Below are 5,367 nucleotides of genomic sequence, written 5' to 3'. Positions count from 1 at the left end.
CCGGATGGTGTGTGGTTGTTCTTTGAGAACTCAACAGGGTGCTTGATAAGCCAGTGCCAATTTGATTGATACCCCGGACTGGCTGGTCATCTTCGGGTGGCTGGTTGGTTGGGATTCCTTTGGCAACTTTTTTGTTGTCGGGATTGCTGTTCGACAAGTTTTTGTTGGAGAGTTTGATCCTGGCTCAGGACGAACGCTGGCGGCGTGCTTAACACATGCAAGTCGAGCGGAAAGGCCCTTCGGGGTACTCGAGCGGCGAACGGGTGAGTAACACGTGAGCAACCTGCCCTAGGCTTTGGGATAACCCCGGGAAACCGGGGCTAATACCGAATAGGACCCGCGATCGCATGGTTGTGGGTGGAAAGTTTTTCGGCCTGGGATGGGCTCGCGGCCTATCAGCTTGTTGGTGGGGTGATGGCCTACCAAGGCGACGACGGGTAGCCGGCCTGAGAGGGCGACCGGCCACACTGGGACTGAGACACGGCCCAGACTCCTACGGGAGGCAGCAGTGGGGAATATTGCACAATGGGCGGAAGCCTGATGCAGCGACGCCGCGTGAGGGATGACGGCCTTCGGGTTGTAAACCTCTTTCAGCAGGGACGAAGCGCAAGTGACGGTACCTGCAGAAGAAGCGCCGGCCAACTACGTGCCAGCAGCCGCGGTAAGACGTAGGGCGCGAGCGTTGTCCGGATTTATTGGGCGTAAAGAGCTCGTAGGCGGCTTGTCGCGTCGACTGTGAAAACCCGCAGCTCAACTGCGGGCCTGCAGTCGATACGGGCAGGCTAGAGTTCGGTAGGGGAGACTGGAATTCCTGGTGTAGCGGTGAAATGCGCAGATATCAGGAGGAACACCGGTGGCGAAGGCGGGTCTCTGGGCCGATACTGACGCTGAGGAGCGAAAGCGTGGGGAGCGAACAGGATTAGATACCCTGGTAGTCCACGCTGTAAACGTTGGGCGCTAGGTGTGGGGGGCCTCTCCGGTTCCCTGTGCCGCAGCTAACGCATTAAGCGCCCCGCCTGGGGAGTACGGCCGCAAGGCTAAAACTCAAAGGAATTGACGGGGGCCCGCACAAGCGGCGGAGCATGCGGATTAATTCGATGCAACGCGAAGAACCTTACCTGGGTTTGACATGGCCGCAAAACCGGCAGAGATGTCGGGTCCTTCGGGGGCGGTCACAGGTGGTGCATGGCTGTCGTCAGCTCGTGTCGTGAGATGTTGGGTTAAGTCCCGCAACGAGCGCAACCCTCGTTCGATGTTGCCAGCGCGTTATGGCGGGGACTCATCGAAGACTGCCGGGGTCAACTCGGAGGAAGGTGGGGATGACGTCAAGTCATCATGCCCCTTATGTCCAGGGCTTCACGCATGCTACAATGGCCGGTACAATGGGCTGCGATACCGTGAGGTGGAGCGAATCCCAAAAAGCCGGTCTCAGTTCGGATCGGGGTCTGCAACTCGACCCCGTGAAGTCGGAGTCGCTAGTAATCGCAGATCAGCAACGCTGCGGTGAATACGTTCCCGGGCCTTGTACACACCGCCCGTCACGTCACGAAAGTCGGCAACACCCGAAGCCGGTGGCCCAACCCCTTGTGGGAGGGAGCCGTCGAAGGTGGGGCTGGCGATTGGGACGAAGTCGTAACAAGGTAGCCGTACCGGAAGGTGCGGCTGGATCACCTCCTTTCTAAGGAGCACCATCCGTTGAAAGACGGTATGGAGCCCGCGCTGCCCGAACGTGGTAGCGGGGTGCTCAATGGCGGAGACACTGGTTAGTCGGATGCCGGCAACGGCCGGGACGCCTAGTACAGCCACTTCGGTGGTGGGAACGGTTGGTCTCTGGTGCGGCTGGGGTTCGGCGCTAAGCACCCTGTTGGGTCCTGAAGGAACAACCCTCGGGTTGGTCTTCAGAGCCTTTGAGCAGAGCTTGTTTGAGTTCTGTGGGCTGCCAGGCATGGCCTGGCCTCGCATACCGGCCACTTGCGGGTGGTGTTTGGTGTGGGGCGTTTCGGGTTGTGGGTTGGTCGTTGGTTGAGAATTGCACAGTGGACGCGAGCATCTTTGTGGTCAAGTTGTCAAGGGCGAACGGTGGATGCCTTGGCACCAGGAGCCGATGAAGGACGTGGGAGGCCGCGATAGGCCTGGGGGAGCTGTCAACCGAGCTGTGATCCCAGGGTGTCCGAATGGGGAAACCTGGCATCAGTCATGTGATGTCACCCGCACCTGAACACATAGGGTGTGTGGGGGGAACGCGGGGAAGTGAAACATCTCAGTACCCGTAGGAAGAGAAAACAAAGAGTGATTCCGTGAGTAGTGGCGAGCGAAAGCGGATCGAGGCTAAACCGGCTGCGTGTGATACCTGTCAGGGGTTGCGTGGTCGGGGTTGTGGGACCCCGCTGAGTGTACTGACATGCACTCGAGGAGTTACAAAGTCAGTGGCTAGTCGAACAGTCTGGAAAGGCTGACCGTAGACGGTGATAGTCCGGTAGGTGAAAGTTGCTGATCTCCTGTGGGTGTTCCCGAGTAGCGGCGGACTCCTGAAATCTGCCGTGAATCTGCCAGGACCACCTGGTAAGCCTAAATACTTCCTGGTGACCGATAGCGGACGAGTACCGTGAGGGAATGGTGAAAAGTACCCCGGGAGGGGAGTGAAATAGTACCTGAAACCGTTCGCCTACAATCCGTCGGAGCCTTTAGGGGTGACGGCGTGCCTTTTGAAGAATGAGCCTGCGAGTTAGTGGCATGTGGCGAGGTTAACCCGTGTGGGGGAGCCGTAGCGAAAGCGAGTCTGAATAGGGCGATTCAGTCGCGTGTCCTAGACCCGAAGCGGAGTGATCTAGCCATGGGCAGGCTGAAGCGCGGGTAAGACCGCGTGGAGGGCCGAACCCACCAACGTTGAAAAGTTGGGGGATGACCTGTGGTTAGGGGTGAAAGGCCAATCAAACTCCGTGATAGCTGGTTCTCCCCGAAATGCATTTAGGTGCAGCGTCGCGTGTTTCTTGCCGGAGGTAGAGCACTGGATGGTCTAGGGGGCCCACAAGCTTACCGAAATCAGCCAAACTCCGAATGCCGGTAAGTGAGAGCGCGGCAGTGAGACTGCGGGGGATAAGCTTCGTAGTCGAGAGGGAAACAGCCCAGATCACCAGCTAAGGCCCCTAAGCGTGTGCTAAGTGGAAAAGGATGTGGGGTCGCATAGACAACCAGGAGGTTGGCTTAGAAGCAGCCACCCTTTAAAGAGTGCGTAATAGCTCACTGGTCAAGTGGTTCCGCGCCGACAATGTAGCGGGGCTCAAGCACACCGCCGAAGCTGTGGCACTCACACAATGACTTCGCCGGCGCCTTCGGGTGTTGGTGCAGGTGTGTGGGTGGGTAGGGGAGCGTCGTGCCGGGGGTGAAGCAGCGGGGTGACCCAGTTGTGGACGCGGCACGAGTGAGAATGCAGGCATGAGTAGCGAAAGAAGGGTGAGAAACCCTTCCGCCGGATGACCAAGGGTTCCAGGGCCAGGCTAATCCGCCCTGGGTGAGTCGGGACCTAAGGCGAGGCCGAGAGGCGTAGTCGATGGACAACGGGTTGATATTCCCGTACCCGCGAAAGAGCGACCCTGACGAACCTCGTTGTGCTAACCACCCAAACCATCCAAGACCTTCGGGTTGAGGGTGGGGAGCGTGGGAACCTGGCGGGTAGTAGTCAAGCGATGGGGTGACGCAGGAAGGTAGCTGATCCCGGCCGGTGGTTGTGCCGGGGTAAGCGTGTAGGCCGTACCATAGGCAAATCCGTGGTGCATATAGGCTGAGACGTGATGCCGAGCCGATTCAGGTGAAGTCAGTGATCCTATGCTGCCGAGAAAAGCCTCTAGCGAGTTCTGAGCGGCCCGTACCCCAAACCGACACAGGTGGTCAGGTAGAGAATACCGAGGCGATCGGGCGAACTGTGGTTAAGGAACTCGGCAAATTGCCCCCGTAACTTAGGGAGAAGGGGGGCCGGAGACGTGAAGCCCCGCGCGGGTGGAGCGTTGTATGGCCGCAGAGAGCAGGGGGAAGCGACTGTTTACTAAAAACACAGGTCCATGCGAAGAAGTAATTCGATGTATATGGACTGACGCCTGCCCGGTGCTGGAACGTTAAGGGGACCTGTTAGCTCTTTCGGGGGCGAAGCGGAGAACTTAAGCGCCAGTAAACGGCGGTGGTAACTATAACCATCCTAAGGTAGCGAAATTCCTTGTCGGGTAAGTTCCGACCTGCACGAATGGCGTAACGACTTCCCCACTGTCTCAACCACAGGCCCGGCGAAATTGCACTACGAGTAAAGATGCTCGTTACGCGCGGCAGGACGGAAAGACCCCGGGACCTTTACTATAGCTTGACATTGGTATCCGAATTAGCTTGTGTAGGATAGGTGGGAGCCGGTGAAGTCCATACGCCAGTATGGGTGGAGGCAATCTTGAAATACCACTCTGGTTGATTTGGGTATCTAACTTCGGACCGTTATCCGGTTCAGGGACAGTGTCTGGTGGGTAGTTTAACTGGGGCGGTTGCCTCCTAAAGGGTAACGGAGGCGCCCAAAGGTTCCCTCAGCCTGGTTGGCAATCAGGTGTTGAGTGCAAGTACACAAGGGAGCTTGACTGTGAGACTGACAGGTCGAGCAGGGACGAAAGTCGGGACTAGTGATCCGGCACTTGCGTGTGGAAGCGGTGTCGCTCAACGGATAAAAGGTACCCCGGGGATAACAGGCTGATCTTCCCCAAGAGTCCATATCGACGGGATGGTTTGGCACCTCGATGTCGGCTCGTCGCATCCTGGGGCTGTAGCAGGTCCCAAGGGTTGGGCTGTTCGCCCATTAAAGCGGTACGCGAGCTGGGTTTAGAACGTCGTGAGACAGTTCGGTCCCTATCCGCCGCGCGCGTAGGATACTTGAGAAGGGCTGTCCCTAGTACGAGAGGACCGGGACGGACGAACCTCTGGTGTGCCAGTTGTCCCGCCAGGGGCACGGCTGGTTAGCTACGTTCGGAAGGGATAACCGCTGAAAGCATCTAAGCGGGAAGCTCGCTTCAAGATGAGGTATCCCACCACCCTTTGGGTGGGTAAGGCCCCCAGCTAGACGACTGGGTTGATAGGCCGGAAATGTAAGCCCGGTAACGGGTTCAGTTGACCGGTACTAATAGGCCGAGGACTTGACTACAAAGCTGCTACGCGTCCACTGTGCAACTCCCGACAAACGAACACCCCATCAGTGTGGTGTTTGACAAGTCGATAGAGTTACGGCGGTCATGGCGGAGGGGAAACGCCCGGTCACATTCCGAACCCGGAAGCTAAGCCCTCCAGCGCCGATGGTACTGCACTCGGGAGGGTGTGGGAGAGTAGGACACCGCCGGACAA

At 58.2% G+C, this 5,367-nt stretch carries 3 rRNA genes; all 3 read left to right on the top strand.

Annotation, left to right across the window (positions count from 1 at the left end):
* The first annotated feature begins 161 nt into the window (after positions 1-161).
* The 3 genes from AC1WTP_RS34080 to rrf all read left to right on the top strand — a co-directional run bounded on the left by AC1WTP_RS34080 (position 162) and on the right by rrf (position 5,365).
* A 16S ribosomal RNA gene (locus tag AC1WTP_RS34080) occupies positions 162-1,678 on the top strand.
* Between the two features lie 378 nt (positions 1,679-2,056).
* A 23S ribosomal RNA gene (locus tag AC1WTP_RS34075) occupies positions 2,057-5,170 on the top strand.
* Positions 5,171-5,248: 78 nt separating this feature from the next.
* Positions 5,249-5,365: ribosomal RNA gene (gene rrf / locus AC1WTP_RS34070) — 5S ribosomal RNA — on the top strand.
* The 16S, 23S and 5S rRNA genes sit together here, the layout of an rRNA operon.
* Positions 5,366-5,367: the final 2 nt, after the last annotated feature.

Source organism: Micromonospora sp. R311 (assembly GCF_056780015.1).
The sequence above is the reverse complement of the archived record's forward strand: the minus strand, read 5'-3'. Positions and strand labels throughout refer to the sequence as shown.